Raw genomic sequence first — 14,813 nt, forward strand, 5'->3', positions numbered from 1 at the left:
GGCGCATCGGCACCAAAGCGCCCAAGCGCGAAGTCTGCCCAATAAGCGGCCCGTGCGTGGTCCTGCTCGGTGGCCGCGAATCGATCGAACAAGTTTTGCAGCATCGATCCTCTCCCTTCGGAGTTGGATGCCGAGATCCTTGTCGGCACGCAACAGCGTTAACCCAGAACTAAGGTGCATCATGCCCGGCGCATCTGCGCCGACGGCGACCGCCGCACGCGCAATCGCAGCCGTCATCCTACGCCACCTGGTCCTGCAGTATGCGCCTCGCTAGTCGCGTGCCGCTACGTAGATCATGCGAAGTTGCCGTGCTCCATCAGACGCCGGTTATTCGGTTGGACGGCAGGGGTCATGTAGCGCTTGGTTACAGCACGCGGAACGAACGGGCGCGGTGACTGTATGATCCAGCACATGACACGAAGGAAATTTGGTATGCGTCTGAAACCTATAGCTCTCGTCGCTGCACTTGCAGTCGCTGCAACGAGCTTGGCGGCATGCCGCGACCATCCCGGCCACTGGGGTGACCATCATCATCGGCATCATCATGACCGAGGGTACGACGATGGCTATCGGCGCTAAGCTGCGCTCACGCTGTGAATGGGTTCATGAACAGCATCCATATGTGGCGTGAATGCCCGCGCCCTTAATCGATCGCGGGGCGTTTGTAACGTATCGACCACAGGAGCTGGTGATGACGGACAAGGATAACCTCTCAGACACTGCGAACGATCAGGGCGCTCTCGCCGCCGATGGCGAGCTTACGGGCGCCATCAATGCTGAGGGCGAACAGGGAGATGCAGTCGAGCAGCCCGCCGACGAAGAAGAGCCCGGCGACGAGGAAGCGGCTGCGCAACTTGGCGATTTCGCCTGATCCGAAGATCAATCCGACCAGGGGATGCCGCGATGACCGATGACGCCAAGCCAGAACCGCAAATCGATCCGGCCGCGATCGACGCAGAGCAAATTATCCCGCCTGAGCAGGTTCCCATGGATGACGCGGCAGGCGGCCCGCAGGTCCACCACGATGATGAAAAAACTGACGTAACGGCATCTGGAGCGGAGTGAAAGGCGACGCAGACGGGTCGTGAGCAGGAACATCGAAAACCCGCTTAGGACACCTTGATGCCGCCAGCGGTCAGGCCCGATCGTTCTCGCCGGACAAAATGGCCGCCACCTGAGCCTCGGTAATGCCAAACGCGCCCGCCCGCCCCGACGCCGACGCGCCCCGTTTCCGCCAGTTCTCGGATCCTGATGTCGATGATCCGGCGAGATTTGAAGCCGGTCATGACAGCGCCTTGCCCACAACGCGGCGGGGCAACACGGGTAAGGGCTATCACCTCTACTTCGAGTGGGATCCCACCGCCCCTGTCATCAATGCGCAGCGCTCCGCCAAAGGCTGGGGCATTCCCGGCCTGCCGGGCGCTGATGTTCGGAGGCGAGGCGGCTACGTAATTGTGCCACCATCGATCCATCCCTCGGCCGCCGCCGCGGACGGCTCAAGCGTAGATGTCGGCCACATAGCGCACGCCCTCCTGCTCGATCTGCTCGGCCCATGCGAGTGCCTCGGCATGATCTGCTTTCGTTTCAGCTTCGTAGATGCGAACAAAGGTGTCGCGAACCGCCGGCGCCATACGCTCGCCATCGCCGCAAAGCAGCACGCGCGCATCCTTGCGGAACAAGGCGGCAACCTCCGCTCGATCCCGCCAGATGGCGTCCTGGACATACGCGATGCCATCGTCGGGGGTCGACGAAAATGCCATCCGCAAGCTGACCACCCCGGTCTCGTGCCAGTGCTCGAGTTCGTCCCGGTAGAGGAAGTCGACCTCCGGATCGCGCACACCGAAGAAGAGCAGCGCAGGGCCCAGTCGCTCGCCATCCGCCTGGATCACGGCCCGTTCCTGGAGAAAGCCGCGGAATGGGGCGATGCCGCTGCCGGCGCAGACCATGATCACGGGCGTGAGCGGATCGGTCGGCAAATAGAACCCGGCCTGGCTCCGCCGCACCGCGATCCCCAGTGTATCGCCTTCCCGCAACCGCGCGAGAAAGGTGGAGGCGACGCCCTGATGGAGATGATCGGCCCCAAGCGCGGGCGCCTCGAGCACGGACACCGTCAGCGCACACCGTGCGGGATCGACACCCGGTGAGGAAGCGATGGAATATTGGCGGGCCCGCATCGACGGAAGCGCGGCGATGAATGCGCCCAAGGCCATGTCGGCCGACGTGAAGCGCTCGAGCAGGTCGAGCAGCGTCACCCGGCGTGCCAAGATCTCGGTTGAATGGGCGTCCTCTTGCGCCAGCCGTTCCACCTCCTTGCGCTCCGGCGGGCAAGGAATGAGGGTGGCGAGTGCCGCGACCTGCCCGCGTGTTGCCGGCTGCTGGAGTTCCACATAGTCACTGAGCAGCGTCTCGGCCGCGACGGGACGGTCCACCGGCAGGGCCGATGGCACGCCGGGCGCGCCGTGAACGATCAGTTCTGCGTCCGGATCGAGGTTGAACCGAGCCAGCGCACGCCGCACTGTCTCCGGCGGATTGCTCGGTAGTACAGCGAGATAGTCGCCGGCGCGGTAGGTCATGCCCTCGGGCAGCGCGACCTCGATGTGCCGTTTCGACCGGGCTTTGGGCTTGCGCAAATCGACCAGTTCGCGGTTGACCACGACCTTACCGCGTTTCAGCTCGTCCAGCTTGAGCGCACGTTCGCGCGTCCCGCGCCGCACTTCCACGTCGAGCCGGGGCTCGGCTTGGGTCGCCGCCTCGCGCCCCTCGGTTGCCGCAAGCGCGGACCAGAGATCGGCATACCAGCTTTCGAAGGCGCCGAACAAATCGCCGGCGGCGTCGCCTTCCCCGCGCGGCAGGATCGCCTGGCCCCCAGCCTTGGCGAGCGCCGCATCGACGCGCTTCGGGATCGCCTGCCAGGTGCGGGCCCATTGGCGGTTACCACAGCCGAATACCGCATAACGCCGGTCTGCCAGCGCGCCTTGGGGCAGATTTTCCACCGCCGCGACGAAACGCGCCGCATTGTCGGGCGGACGCCCTTCGTAAGAGGCGGTGACGACGATCAGGGGGACGCCATCGGTGAGACCGCCAGCATAGTCGTCCAGCGCGGCCACCGTCGGCGCATAGTCCTGGGCCGCGGCGTCGGCGCCGATCCGCTGCGCGAGCGCCTCGCTGGTGCCGCTATTGCTGCCATAAAGAACCAGCAACGGCCCGTTTTCGCCGACGTCAGCGTCAATCGGGGCGCGGAGCGGGCGCGTCGGCGCGCTGGGCGCCTGGCTGCGCCGCTGCCTCGCCGGCAGATCCCGCCGGCGGGCATGGATATGCAGGTTCGCCGGCTTCAGCGTCAGCGTCTCTTTCACCAGCAGCTTGTAGTCGCGGTCGGCCAGACCGATCTCAAAACGCTGCAGCATGAGCGCCAGGACGAGGACGGCCTCCTGCATGGCGAAGCCGCGTCCGATGCACGAACGCTGACCATTGCCAAAGGGCTTCCAGGCGTTCGGTGGCAGTTTTGCGGCGGCTTCACGATCGAACCGTTCGGGGCGAAACGCCTCCGGTTCTTCCCACACGGCCGGATCCCTGTGCAGGATCGGCGTCAGGATCAGCAACTGGTCGTCGGGCGTGACCTCGTAGCGGCCGCCGATCGTCGTCGTCTCGCGCGCATGGACGGCAAAGGCGGGCGCGGTGGGCCAGAGCCGCAAGCTCTCTTGCAGGACCTGCTCCAGATAGGTCAGCCGCCCGATATCGTCGATCGTGGGCGCCTCGCCCCCCAGCACCGCGTCGACATGCGCGCTTGCCTTGGCGAGCGCTTCCGGATGGGTGAGGAGCAGCCAGGTGGCGAAGCTGAGCATGCCGCTGGTGGTCTCGTGGCCGGCGACCAGAAACGTGATCATCTGATAGCCGACATTCTCCCGACTGAGCGTCAACCCCGTTTCGGAGTCCTTCGCGGTCAGCATACGGTCGAGGAGATCGCCGCGTTCGCCGAGGCGCGGGTCTTGAAGGCGCTCCTCGATCAAACGATTCGAAACATCGCGTAACACCTTGATATCAGCTTCGAACCGGCGGTTGCGAAGCAGCATTAGCTTGCCCGCGCCGGCAGGCAGCCGCGCCCGTCGTCCGGTTTCGTCTAGCCCACCCACCATCGCCGCGACGAAGGGGTGCATTTCGTTCTGGTATAAGCTGTTGAAGCGATAATCGAAGGCGCACAGCGCGATCGTATCGAGCGTCAATCGCGTCATATTGTCGGCGACATCGATGGTAGCGTTTTCGCCGAACCGCTCCCACCGAACCATCATCTGTTCGGCGATGTCGACCATCCGGTCGAACATCGCGCGGAGCCCCAGGGGCCCGAAGGCCGGCATCAGCAGGCGGTGCGCCTTCCCCAGTTGGGCTCTTCGTCATAGGCGGTGAACAGCCCGTCCCCCGCGACATAACGCGCCTCCTGCAATGGCCGGTGAAGCGCCTTCTGAAAGCGCGTCTCATCGCACAGCTCATCGACGAGAGCCTGACTGCTCACCACGACGATGCCCTGTCCCAGCGCATCGAAACGGAACAGCGAGCCGTGCGCACGCGCCATGCGCATCAGGCTTTGTACGGGCGCGTTGGGATCGATCTCGGCCATATTGCCGATCAGGGGATAGCCCTTGGGCTGCGGAATGGTGGCCATGGTCAGCAACTCCAGTTCGCGATGGATGTCCCGGCAGTTGCGCATGAGCCCGGCTGTCGGGCTGCGGTGCCGGTACGCGACACCGATCCCGCGAGCGCTGCGCCAGGAGCCGGCAGCTTGCGTCGATCGTCCATCCTTTGGTCCTGACGCCGAATATAGGGCGTCGCGCCGCAATGGAAACCCGCTGGTTTTCGTTTGCCCTTCATGCCGATCGGCGTACCTCATCGACAATGGACGAAGCGCTTCCCGTCAACCGGCTTCCGGAACGCCTGCTCGAATGTGCTCGGGCGGAGTTCAGCAGGCATGGTTTCGCCAAGGCCAATGTGGGGCGGATCGCGGCGACCGCGATGATGTCGAAGAAGACCGTCTATCGCCACGTGGCATCCAAGGAGATGCTGCTGCTCGCGGTGATGCGCTCCGTCGCCGGAGATCTCGCCGCCGTCGCCGGCGCACCCGACCCCGACGCGCCGGCCGAAGCATGGCTGACGGGATATCTGAAGGCGTTCTGCCGGCTCGCCTTTTCGGACGAAGGGATAACATCCTATCGGCTCTTCATAAGCGAGGGCGCGCAGTTTCCCGATACGGCACGCATCTATAACGCAGCGATCAAGGCGTACGGGATCGGGCCGCTCGCCGATCAACTTGCGGCCTATGCGTCGGCCGGGCAGATGGCGATCGACGATGCCGAAGCAACGGCGATGATGTTGGTGTCCATGGTCGTGAGCGACGCCCTGCGCGAAGCGGCGCTCGGCTTGTCGCCGCCCCCGGATGAGGCCGATTTACACAGGCTCATCCGTCGGGCGGTCACCATTTTCCTGGGCGGCGTCATGATCGCGCGGAAGAATTGAGGCGGCTGGGCGTGCTGCGTTCGTCCGCGGCTTGGACCACGCGATTGCGCTGATCGACGGGGCGGAGCACCGGACCGGAGCACAATCCTGCGAATGCTCGCCATGCGCCCGAGCGATCCAGCTCAGACGGAATGGACGCGATCACCGCTATCGCACGATCGCCATAGTTGTAACGGCCACGTCATCGCTCCGTCATCCTGCCTACGCGGACGCGCCCTAGGCCTCCGCGCATTATCGGGGGATCATCGATGTCGCACAGGTTACAAGCCGCCCTGCTGGCGGGCATTTCGATCGTGTCGAACGCCACCGCGGCCCACGCCCAGGTCGGCGCGGCCGCCGCATCCGACGTGCCGACCGACACGCTTCGCGACGCGGACGCAGACGTCATGCCCGACATCGTCGTCACCGGCACCGCGGCCGGCGAGCGCAAGGCGATCGAGGCGAAGCGGCAGGCAAACAATTTCGTGGAAGCGCTCTACGCCAACGATGTCGGCAAATTGCCTGACCAGAATGTGGCCGAGGCCGTCCGCCGCCTCCCCGGCCTGTCGGTCGCAAACGATCAGGGCGAAGGCCGCTACGTCATCATCCGCGGCGTCAATCCAAACCTCGTCAACGTGGTCCTGAACGGACTGACGCTGCCCGCGCCGGAGCCCGACGGCCGACAGGTCAAGCTCGACGACATTCCCTCGGCGCTGATCGGTTCGGTGATCGTCACCAAGTCGCTGACCGCGGACCAGGACGCGAACGCCATCGGCGGCGAGGTCAACATCCGCACGCTGACCGCCTTCGACCGCAACACGCCCTTCTTCGCGGACGCGCGGGGCGAATATGGCGCCTACCACATCAATGGCGGCCACCCCTATGAAGCCGATGCCCAGATCGGCGGGCAATTCGGCGCCAACCGCCAGTTCGGCGCGGTGCTCTCGCTCAACTATTCGCAGCGCCCGATCGAGTCGGAGAATTTTCAGGGCTCGACCAACTACCGCGTGCCGGCGGCGAACACCGGGGCCAACCAGAACTATGTCGTGCCCGACAGCGCCGGCCTGCGCGACTATAACCTGACCCGGATTCGCGAGGGCGCGGTGCTGAACCTCGATTGGCATGCGAGCGACCGCACCAAGCTGTTCCTGCGCGGCACCTTCTCGCGCTACGACGACAACGAGACGCGCGACCAGTTCATTATCGACAACCAGTCGGCTTTTCGCAACCAGACCGCGACCACGGGCATCTTCACCGGCCGCGGCAGCGTGCGCGTGCGCCGGCGCGAGGAGGACGACAACACCAAGTCGGTGCAGGGCGGCGGCGGCTTCGACCTCGGCACCGCGCATCTCGATCTGGCGGGCGGCTGGACGCGGGCGCAGAAGCGCGACCCGCTGCGTTCGGAATATAATTTCCGCACAAGCGGCACCGCGCTGACGGTCAATTACGACGTGTCCGGCACGCCCTATGATTTCATCCCCACGGTGCAACCCGGCCAGAATCAAACGGCCTATGGCTTCAACAGCGTGACCTATGACGTGCGTCTCGCAGTCGAGACGCTGTGGCAGGGCCGCGCCGACCTGACGCTGCCGATCCCGCTCGGCACCGATTCGACGCTGAAGTTCGGCGCGAAATATCTCGCGCGCGAGAAGACCAATGCGCGCGACTATCAGACCTATGGCCTGACTGCCGGCCGCACCTTCACGCTGGCGAACGTCTCCTATCTCGGCGACACGACCTTCTATGACGGGCGTTACGCGTTCGGGCCGCGCATCGGCTACGATACCGCGCAGGCGTTCCTCGCCGCCAATCCCGGCACCGTCACGCTGAACGTGGCAAACTCGCGCGCCAACAGCCTTGCCAACGATTACGACGTGAACGAGGCGATCGCTGCGGGCTATGCGAGCGCGACGCTGAAGTTCGGCGGCCTAACCCTGCTGCCCGGCGTGCGTGTCGAACACACGCGCGACCGGACCAAGGCCAAGCTGATCGCTGCGACATCAGCGCTTGACGAGGCCTATAACGCGTTCGGTGCCAAGGATTATACCGACATTTTCCCCGGGCTGAACGCACGCTATGACGCGGGCCGCGATCTGGTGTTCCGCGCCGCAGTGACCACGTCGCTGGGCCGGCCGAACTATCCGGACCTGTCGCCCTATCAGTCGGTCGATACCACAACCTCGCCGCGCCCGACCGTCACGCTCGGCAACCCCGATCTCACGCCCTACAAAGCGGTCAACCTGGATGCCGCGGCGGAATATTATCTGCCCGGCCAAGGGCTGTTGTCGGTAGGGCTGTTCTACAAAAAGATCGACAATCCGATCTACACCGGCACGCAGATCGCGGCATCGGGCACCTATGCCGGCACGGCCTATACCGCGATCGACGTCGTGCAGCCGCGCAACCTCGACGTCGCCTATATCAAGGGCGTGGAAGCGAATGCGACGGTGCGTGCGACCTTCCTGCCCGGCGCGCTCGACGGCTTTGGCGTATCAGTCAACTATGCGCATATCGCGGGGCATGGCGAAGGCACGATCCCCGGTGCCACCCCGCGCACGGGCCGCATCCCGCTGTTCCTGCAATCGAGCGACGTCGGCTCGGCGCAGATCTTCTACGAGAAATACGGCCTCGCGCTACGCGTCGCCTATTCCTATCGCTCGCCCTATCTCGACACGCTCGGCGCGAGTGCCGCGCAGGACCAATATACCGACAGGAACGGCCAGCTCGACGCGAACGTCAGCTATCAGGTCACGCCGCAACTGACCTTTTTCGGCCAGGCGCTGAACATCACCGACGCACCCTGGCGGCGCTACATCGGCACCAAGGCGCAACTGGTCGAGCGCGAACGCTATGACTACAGCTTCCGCTGGGGCGCGCAGCTCCATTTCTAGGAATCGGATGATGAAGACGCTTGCCGCTCTCGCGCTCGGCCTGACCGGCGCTTCCCTCGCCCATGCGCAGTCGCCCGCACTGCCCAAAGGCTGGACGGTAGACCGGGTCGTGGTGGTGATGCGCCACGGCGTCCGGCCGCCCACCAAGGCGGTGCCGCTGCCCACAGGTACGGCCGCCGATCCGTGGCCGGCATGGCCGGTCGAGCCGGGCTATCTCACGCCGCACGGCGCGGCGGCGATCGCGCTGGCAGGCGACTATGACCGTTCGGCCTTCGTCGCGGCGCGCCTGCTGCCCGCCACCGGATGCCCGCGCGCGGGGCAAGTGCGCGTGATCGCCGACAGCGACGAGCGGACGATCGCGACCGCGGCCGCCTATGTCACGGCGCTGACGCCCGCCTGCACCCAGCCGATCGCACACGCGCCGCAGGACGTGCCCGACGCGCGCTTTTCCCCGGTGGGCGAAGGGGGCACGCCGATCGACCCCGCCCTCGCCGCCGCCGCCGTGCGCGACGCGGTGGGGCCGGCGGGGCTTGCCGGCGTCGAAGCGGGCGTGAAGCCGATCCTGGAGCGGATCGACGCCATCCTGTGCGGCGCGGCGAAGACCGGTTGCGGCATCGCCACGACCCCGACCGCGATCGTCCCCGCGACAGCCACCAGCCGTCCCAAATTGAAGGGCGCGCTCGACCGTGGCTCGACCGCCGCGCAGATCCTCCTGCTGGAATATGCCGATGGCAAGCCGATGGCGGAGGTCGGCTGGGGTCGGGCGACGCCGGCCGACATCACGCGCGCTTCCGCCCTCCACGCTTTGGAATTTCGGTTGCTCGCCCGGCCCGCCTATCTCGCCGCGCGGAACAGCGCCGGGCTGGCACCGCTGATCGCCGACGCGCTGCGCAGCGATGCGCCCGGCGCGCCCGCGATCGTCGCCATCTCGGGCCACGATACCAATGTCGCGAGCCTTGCCGCGCTGTTCGACCTCCACTGGTCCGTCCCCGGCTTCGCGACCGACGATCCCGCCCCAGGCGGCGCGATCGTCCTGGAGCGCCTGACGGATCGCACGGGACAGCACCGGATCCGCATCCGCTACCGGGCCCCGACGCTCGACCAGATCCGCAACCTCACAGGCCTGAACCGCAGCAACATCTATGACCGCGCCGCTTCGCCCACGCCCTGCATCGCGGACGCGGCGCTCGGCTGCCCGATGGCGCAAGTCTTGAGCGCACTCACTGCGTCCCGATAAGCGCCCCCGAAACGCGGGTGCGCCGGATCCGGCCGGCATATGTTTGCTTGGCTGGGGCGGCAGGATTCGAACCTGCGAATGGCGGCACCAAAAGCCGCTGCCTTACCACTTGGCGACGCCCCAACGGAGGCGCGCTTATAGCCGCCCCGCCGTGAACTGAAACCCCTATCCGGCGAGACGGTGCAACCAGCCATGCGCGTCGGGCGCCTGGCCGCGCTGGATCGCGACCAGCGCCTCGCGCAGGCGCATCGTCGTGGCGCCCGGGCCGCCATCGCCGATCGTGAAGCTGCCCTCCGGACTGGCGACGCGGCCGATCGGGGTGACGACCGCCGCCGTGCCGCAGGCGAACGCCTCGACCAGCCGGCCGCTCGCCGCATCCGCCCGCCACTGGTCGATCGCATAGGGCTGCTCGCGCACCGTAAGCCCTTGGTCGCGCGCGAGCCTCAGCAGCGAATCGCGCGTGATGCCGGGCAGGATCGTGCCCGTCAGCGCCGGGGTCGCGAGGCTGCCGTCGTCGAAGACGAAGAAGACGTTCATGCCACCCAGTTCCTCGACATAGCGGCGCTCCACCGCGTCGAGGAACACCACCTGATCGCAGCCCTGGCGGATCGCCTCCGCCTGGGCGACCAGGCTGGCCGCATAATTGCCGCCGCATTTTGCCGCGCCCGTGCCGCCGCGCGCCGCACGCGAATAATCCTGGCTCACCCAGATCGACACCGCCGGCGCGCCGCCCTTGAAATAGGCGCCCACCGACGAGGCGATCACCATGTAGAGATATTCGGAGGCCGGCTTCACGCCGAGGAACACCTCGGAGGCGAACATGAACGGGCGCAGATAGAGCGCGCCGCCATCGCTTTGCGGGATCCATTCGCGATCGATCGCGACCAGCCGCTCGATCGATTCCATGAAAATCGCCTCGGGCAGCTCGGGCATCGCCAGCCGCCGCGCGGAATCCTGGAAGCGGCGGGCATTGGCGGTCGGGCGGAACAGCGCGGTGCCACCATCCTCCAGCCGATAGGCCTTCATGCCCTCGAAGATCTCCTGCGCATAATGCAGCACCGAAGACGCGGGATCGATCGTCAGCGGCGCGCGCGCGGTGATCCGCGCATCGTGCCAGCCCTTTTCGTCGCTGAACCGCACGACCGCCATGTGATCGGTGAAGACGCGGCCGAAGCCCGGATCGACCAGCCGTTCGCTCCGCGCGTTCGCCGCGACCGGCGCGGCGTTGGGCGTGACGGCAAAAGCGAGGCGGGATTCGGCCGGCATGGCAAAAACTCTTCGGTTGGCGGGTTGCGGTTGACTAGGGCGCGGCGCTAGACCGGTCAACATGGCTGCCGCACCCCAGTCCGCATCTCCCCTTTTCCTGCGCGAGCCCGAGCTGCGCCGCGGCATGGAGTTGCTGTATTTTGGCAACAGCCATCTGACCCGCGCGATCGACCAAGGCTTGGCAAAACAAGGGCTTGGCCGCGCGCACCACCGCGCGCTCTACTGGATCGCGCGCAAGCCCGACATGACGGTGAGCGATCTGCTTCAAGTGCTCGCCATCACCAAACAATCGCTCGGCCGCGTGCTGAACGAGCTCGCCGAGCGCGGCATGGTCGAGACCCGACCGGGCGAGCGCGACCGCCGTCAGCGGCTGCTGCGGCTGACCGAGAGCGGCCAAGCGCTCGAGACCGAGCTGTTCGATGCGCTGCGTACGCGGCTCTCCAAGGCCTATGCCGAAGCCGGCCAAGCGGCGGTGGGCGGCTTCTGGGCGGTGCTCGAGGGGCTGATGCCCGACGAGGAGCGCGCGCGCATAGCCATGCTGCACGCGCAGGGCTGACGCTCAGCGCGCGGCGGCGGCCATCTCGGCGTTGCGGCGCGCGGAGGCCGCCAGCGTCTCGGTCAACAGCGCGACCAGCGCATCGTTGCGATCGAGCACGTTCAGTCCCTCGCGCGTCGAGCCCCCCGGGCTGGCGACTCGGTCCGCCAGCGTCGAGGGCGGCGCATCGGCGGCCATGGCCATCGTTCCCGCGCCATCCAGCGTGGCGAGCGCGAGGCGCGCGGCCTGGTCGGCGGGCAGGCCCAGCGCCTCCCCCGCCCGCGCCAGCGCATCGGCGAAGCGGAACACGAAGCCCGGCCCGCAACCGGCAAGCGCGGTGACCGCATCGAACCGCGCCTCCGCATCGACCCATTCGACCAGCCCCAGCGGCGTGGCGAGCGCCTGGGCCACGCCGCGAACCGCGACGTCGGCGCTCGGCGTGTACAGCGCGGTGACGCCCTTGCCGATCGCGACGGGCAGATTCGGCATCGCGCGCACGATCGCGCCCGCCGCGAAACGCCGGCCGAGTGCCGCGACCTCCACGCCGGCCAGGATCGAGACGAGGATCGCCGGAGTCACGCCCCGGAGCATGGGGGCGACGGCATCGAGCTGTTGCGGCTTCATCGCGAGCACCAGCACCGCCGGCGTCTCGTCCGCCGGCAGCGCGTGCAGCGCGCGGACGCCATTGGGCACGTCCGCCGTGCCGCGCGTCACCACCGTCACCGACTGCGGATCGAGCCCGGCGGCGACCCAGCGGCGCAGCATCGCGCCGCCCATATTGCCGCAACCGATCATCCAGACCGGTGCCATTCCGGATACCATCACGCCTCGCCCTGGGTATCGATCAGCGCGGCGGCGAGCGCCTCCTTGGGAGTCTTGCCGCCCCACAGCACGAACTGGAACACCGGGTAGAAACGCTCGCACTCGTCGATCGCCGATTCGACCAGCAGTTCGGCCGCAGCCAGCGACATCGTGCCTTCCTCCTCGCCATCGACCATCGTCGCATGGCGGTAGAGAAGAATGCCGCTCGACGACCAGAGTTCGAAATGGCCGACCCAGAGCTGCTCGTTGACCAGGCCGATCGCTTCGTAGACCGCCGTGCGACGCTCGTCGGGCACCTTGATGTCGGGAAAGGCGAGGAACTGGAGCACGCTGTCGTCCTCGCGCCACAGCGCGCGGAGCTCATACTCGGTCCAGCTTCCCTTTACCGTCGCGACGATCTCGTCGTCATGGCGCTCGTGATCCCAGCCATGCGCGGCATAATAGCTTTCGAGCATGTCGATGGGGGCGGAGTCGTCGGGCTCCTGATCGGGGCGATCGAGCATCATCACGCGCCCAATCCACGCGATATCGCCGCCCGATGCAATACATCGGACGGTGCGCCCCGCGGGAATAGGTCGAAAATTGTCGAAAACTCAGGCAGAGGGGGCCTCTTGTGGCCGGGCCTCGAGCGCGTCGAGCCGGGCGCGCAGTGCATCTGCCTCGTCGCGCGCAGCGATCGCCATTGCCTTCACCGTGTCGAATTCGTCGCGCGACACGAAGTCGAGGCCGCCGATCCACTCGCGCGCCCGTGCACGGGCGCCCGATTCCGCCTCGCGGCCGACACCGGCGAGCGTGCCCGCCGCGCCGTTGAACAATTTCACGAAATCGTCGAAGATCCGGTTTTCGGACTGCATGCCAAGCCTTCTTATAGGTTCGTCACAGCATCTGGGACGTATGCGCGCCCGGCACAAGGGCCTGTGCGTCGGGGTTCAGCCGCTGGATGCCGAGCGTCAGCATGCCGGCAAAGCTCACCCAGATCAGATAGGGCAGCATCAGCCACGCCGCGAGCGGACGGATCCGGCCGAAGACCAACGTCGTCGCGATCGCCGTCACCAGCAGGACGGCGAGGAGCGCGAGCGCCAGGCCGATCCGGTGCGCGCCGAAGAACACCGGCGTCCACGCCAGGTTGAGCGCCAATTGCACCGCGAACAGCGCGACGGCGAGGCCCCGCGACCGCGCGCCCCGGGCGTTGAGCACCACCGCGAGCGCCACGCCGATCATGATGTAGAGCAGGCTCCACGCGACGGGAAACACCCATCCCGGCGGCGTCAGCGCGGGCTTGACGAGCGCGACGTACCAGCCATTCTGATCGCCGGCCGGCACCGATCGCCCCGAAGCGAAGCCCAGCAGCAGCACCAATGGCACCGTGACCAGCGCCCAGCGCAGGAACGACATGCGCAACTGGTTCTTCGATGCGATCCCGCCCACAGCCACTCCTCGATTGTGCCCGGCCGGCTATTGCCGTGTCGGTGCGCTGAGGTAAACCTCGGGTTGCAGCGGATCGTTCCGCCGGTGGTTCATTCCCGGACGGCGGCGATCAGGAATTCGACATTGCCTTCCGGCCCGGTGATGGGACTGGGCGTGGTGCCGGCGACTGCCCAGCCCTGGCCAGCGATCCAGTCGGCCACCTCGGCGCAGACGCGCGCGTGCACGTCCGGATCGCGCACCACGCCGCCCTTCCCCACTTCGCCGCGCCCCGCCTCGAACTGCGGCTTGACGAGCGCCATCAGGCGCGCGCCGGGGCCCGCGAACGTCAATGGCCGTTCGAGCACCTTGGCGAGGCCGATGAAGCTGGCGTCGCACACGATCAGGTCGACCGGCTCGGGGATATGCGCCGCGGTCAGGATGCGGGCGCTGGTCTGTTCGTGGACGATCACGCGCGGATCCTGGCGGAGCGACCAGGCGAGCTGGTTGGTGCCGCTGTCCACCGCATAGACGCGCGCCGCGCCGCCCTGGAGCAGCACGTCGGTGAAGCCGCCGGTCGACGACCCCACGTCGATCGCGACCGCGCCCGGCACGCTCCATCCAAAATGCGCGAGGCCGTGCGCCAGCTTGATCCCGCCGCGCGACACCCAGGGATGATCGCGGCCCTTCACGTCGAGCATCGTGTCGGGCGCGAGCGCCTGCCCCGGCTTGTCGATCTTGCGCGTGCCGGCGAACACCAGCCCGGCCATGATGAGCGCCTGTGCCCGCGCCCGCGATTCGACCAGCCCGCGATCGACGAGCATCTGGTCCGCGCGCTGCTTGCCTCCGCTCACCGGTCCCCGCTCAGGCGCGCGCGCCTGCCATCGCACCCGAATTGTGGCGCAGGGCCTTGAGGACGGTGGCGACGATGGCGTCGGCGTCGAGGCCGGCCTGGGCATATTGCTTGTCGGGCGCGTCCTGGTCCTGGAAGGCGTCGGGCAGGCGCAGCGTCCGCAGCTTCAGCCCGGCGTCGATCAGCCCCTCGTCCGAGGCGAGCGTCAGCACATGCGCGCCGAAGCCGCCGATCGCATTCTCCTCGATCGTCAGCGCCACCTCGTGGCTGGTCAGCAGACGGCGGATCAGCTCGATGTCGAGCGGCTTGGCGAAGCGCAGG

General features: G+C 67.1%; 16 protein-coding genes and 1 tRNA gene. 6 read left to right on the plus strand and 11 right to left on the minus strand.

Annotation, left to right across the window (positions count from 1 at the left end):
- Positions 1-691: 691 nt before the first annotated feature.
- Positions 692-871, plus strand: a complete 180-nt coding sequence (locus tag OXQ95_RS18265) for a hypothetical protein (protein WP_267382370.1) — start codon at positions 692-694, stop codon at positions 869-871.
- A gap of 32 nt (positions 872-903) precedes the next feature.
- The gene (locus OXQ95_RS18270) at positions 904-1,065 is read left to right on the plus strand and encodes a hypothetical protein (RefSeq protein ID WP_267382369.1); all 162 of its coding nucleotides are present in this window, start codon (positions 904-906) and stop codon (positions 1,063-1,065) included.
- Between the two features lie 44 nt (positions 1,066-1,109).
- Here the strand turns inward: OXQ95_RS18270 and OXQ95_RS18275 are convergent, their stop codons facing one another.
- From OXQ95_RS18275 to OXQ95_RS18285, 3 genes are all read right to left on the minus strand, one after another.
- Positions 1,110-1,286, minus strand: a complete 177-nt coding sequence (locus OXQ95_RS18275) for a hypothetical protein (RefSeq protein ID WP_267382367.1) — start codon at positions 1,284-1,286, stop codon at positions 1,110-1,112.
- A 210-nt stretch (positions 1,287-1,496) separates the two neighbouring features.
- Positions 1,497-4,319 (minus strand): cytochrome P450, encoded by a 2,823-nt coding sequence (locus OXQ95_RS18280; RefSeq protein WP_267382365.1) that lies wholly within the window; start codon positions 4,317-4,319, stop codon positions 1,497-1,499.
- A gap of 32 nt (positions 4,320-4,351) precedes the next feature.
- The gene (locus tag OXQ95_RS18285; protein WP_267382363.1) at positions 4,352-4,702 is read right to left on the minus strand and encodes a cytochrome P450; all 351 of its coding nucleotides are present in this window, start codon (positions 4,700-4,702) and stop codon (positions 4,352-4,354) included.
- A 128-nt stretch (positions 4,703-4,830) separates the two neighbouring features.
- Here OXQ95_RS18285 and OXQ95_RS18290 point away from each other — a divergent pair, with 128 nt between their 5' ends.
- The 3 genes from OXQ95_RS18290 to OXQ95_RS18300 all read left to right on the plus strand — a co-directional run bounded on the left by OXQ95_RS18290 (position 4,831) and on the right by OXQ95_RS18300 (position 9,612).
- Positions 4,831-5,505: a TetR/AcrR family transcriptional regulator gene (locus tag OXQ95_RS18290; RefSeq protein ID WP_267383038.1), complete on the plus strand. Its 675-nt coding sequence runs from the start codon at positions 4,831-4,833 to the stop codon at positions 5,503-5,505.
- Between the two features lie 248 nt (positions 5,506-5,753).
- Positions 5,754-8,375 carry a TonB-dependent receptor gene (locus OXQ95_RS18295; protein ID WP_267382361.1) on the plus strand — a complete coding sequence of 874 codons (2,622 nt, stop codon included), beginning with the start codon at positions 5,754-5,756 and terminating at the stop codon, positions 8,373-8,375.
- 10 nt (positions 8,376-8,385) lie between these two features.
- Positions 8,386-9,612 (plus strand): histidine-type phosphatase, encoded by a 1,227-nt coding sequence (locus tag OXQ95_RS18300; RefSeq protein WP_267382359.1) that lies wholly within the window; start codon positions 8,386-8,388, stop codon positions 9,610-9,612.
- A 48-nt stretch (positions 9,613-9,660) separates the two neighbouring features.
- On the opposite strand, the gene OXQ95_RS18305 is transcribed toward OXQ95_RS18300, so the two are convergent.
- Together OXQ95_RS18305 and OXQ95_RS18310 are read right to left on the minus strand one after the other, a co-directional pair.
- Positions 9,661-9,735 (minus strand) — tRNA-Gln (locus OXQ95_RS18305).
- A 42-nt stretch (positions 9,736-9,777) separates the two neighbouring features.
- Positions 9,778-10,878, minus strand: a complete 1,101-nt coding sequence (locus OXQ95_RS18310; RefSeq protein WP_267382358.1) for a branched-chain amino acid aminotransferase — start codon at positions 10,876-10,878, stop codon at positions 9,778-9,780.
- A gap of 61 nt (positions 10,879-10,939) precedes the next feature.
- On the opposite strand from OXQ95_RS18310, the gene OXQ95_RS18315 reads away from it, so the two are divergent.
- Positions 10,940-11,434 (plus strand): helix-turn-helix domain-containing protein, encoded by a 495-nt coding sequence (locus OXQ95_RS18315; protein WP_242098824.1) that lies wholly within the window; start codon positions 10,940-10,942, stop codon positions 11,432-11,434.
- A gap of 3 nt (positions 11,435-11,437) precedes the next feature.
- Here OXQ95_RS18315 and OXQ95_RS18320 read toward each other — a convergent pair whose 3' ends face one another.
- The 6 genes from OXQ95_RS18320 to OXQ95_RS18345 all read right to left on the minus strand — a co-directional run.
- Complete coding sequence (locus tag OXQ95_RS18320; protein ID WP_267382356.1) at positions 11,438-12,235, minus strand: pyrroline-5-carboxylate reductase; 798 nt, start codon at positions 12,233-12,235, stop codon at positions 11,438-11,440.
- A complete protein-coding gene (locus OXQ95_RS18325) occupies positions 12,235-12,738 on the minus strand; it encodes a YbjN domain-containing protein (protein ID WP_242098830.1) in 504 nt (167 codons plus the stop codon). The genes OXQ95_RS18320 and OXQ95_RS18325 overlap by 1 nt, the downstream gene beginning before the upstream one ends.
- A 90-nt stretch (positions 12,739-12,828) precedes the next feature.
- Positions 12,829-13,089, minus strand: a complete 261-nt coding sequence (locus OXQ95_RS18330; RefSeq protein WP_242098820.1) for an accessory factor UbiK family protein — start codon at positions 13,087-13,089, stop codon at positions 12,829-12,831.
- A 22-nt stretch (positions 13,090-13,111) separates the two neighbouring features.
- Positions 13,112-13,663: a TspO/MBR family protein gene (locus OXQ95_RS18335; RefSeq protein WP_267382354.1), complete on the minus strand. Its 552-nt coding sequence runs from the start codon at positions 13,661-13,663 to the stop codon at positions 13,112-13,114.
- A gap of 89 nt (positions 13,664-13,752) precedes the next feature.
- The gene (locus tag OXQ95_RS18340; protein WP_267382382.1) at positions 13,753-14,463 is read right to left on the minus strand and encodes a TlyA family RNA methyltransferase; all 711 of its coding nucleotides are present in this window, start codon (positions 14,461-14,463) and stop codon (positions 13,753-13,755) included.
- A 40-nt stretch (positions 14,464-14,503) separates the two neighbouring features.
- A partial coding sequence (locus OXQ95_RS18345; protein ID WP_276589193.1) for a transketolase C-terminal domain-containing protein occupies positions 14,504-14,813 on the minus strand: 310 nt, incomplete at its 5' end.

Origin of the sequence: Sphingomonas sp. GC_Shp_6 (assembly GCF_026540835.1) — a bacterium.
Taxonomy (GTDB): Bacteria; Pseudomonadota; Alphaproteobacteria; order Sphingomonadales; family Sphingomonadaceae; genus Sphingomonas.